General features: G+C 74.6%; 1 protein-coding gene. It reads left to right on the top strand.

The genetic code is table 11. The annotated features are described in order from the left end of the window. A partial coding sequence (locus KUM32_RS41095) for a hydantoinase/oxoprolinase family protein (RefSeq protein ID WP_302185264.1) occupies positions 1–551 on the top strand: 551 nt, incomplete at both ends.

Here is a 551-nt window from a genome sequence, read left to right as displayed (position 1 = left end):
GTCTCGCTCTCGCACGAGGCGGCCAAGGAGTGGCGCGAGTACGAGCGCACCTCGTCCGCCGTCATCGAGAGCTACACCGGGCCCGTGGTCCGCCAGTACCTCAGCCGCCTGGAGGAGGAGCTGCGCCAGGGTGGGCTGGCCGTCCCGCTACACGTCATGCAGTCGTCCGGCGGCGTGCTCACCGCGCGGTCCGCGCGGCGGCGCCCGCTCCAGACGCTGCTGTCGGGCCCGGTCGGCGGGGCGATGGGCTCCCACGAACTGGCCCGGGTGACCGAGCGGCCCAACCTCATCGGCGTCGACATGGGCGGCACCTCCTTCGACGTGTCACTGATCGTGGACGGGGAGCCGGACGTGGCCGCCGAGGCCCGCCTGGAGGGCCTGCCGATGCTGATGAGCGTGGTCAACATCCACACCGTCGGGGCGGGCGGCGGCTCCGTGGCGTACGCCGAGGCGGGCGGGCTCCGGGTGGGCCCGCGGTCGGCGGGCGCGAGTCCTGGGCCGGCCTGCTACGGGCGGGGCGGCACCGAACCGACTGTCACCGACGCCAACCT

The sequence above is a fragment of the Streptomyces sp. AC627_RSS907 genome, assembly GCF_019049165.1.
The sequence above is the reverse complement of the archived record's forward strand: the minus strand, read 5'-3'. Positions and strand labels throughout refer to the sequence as shown.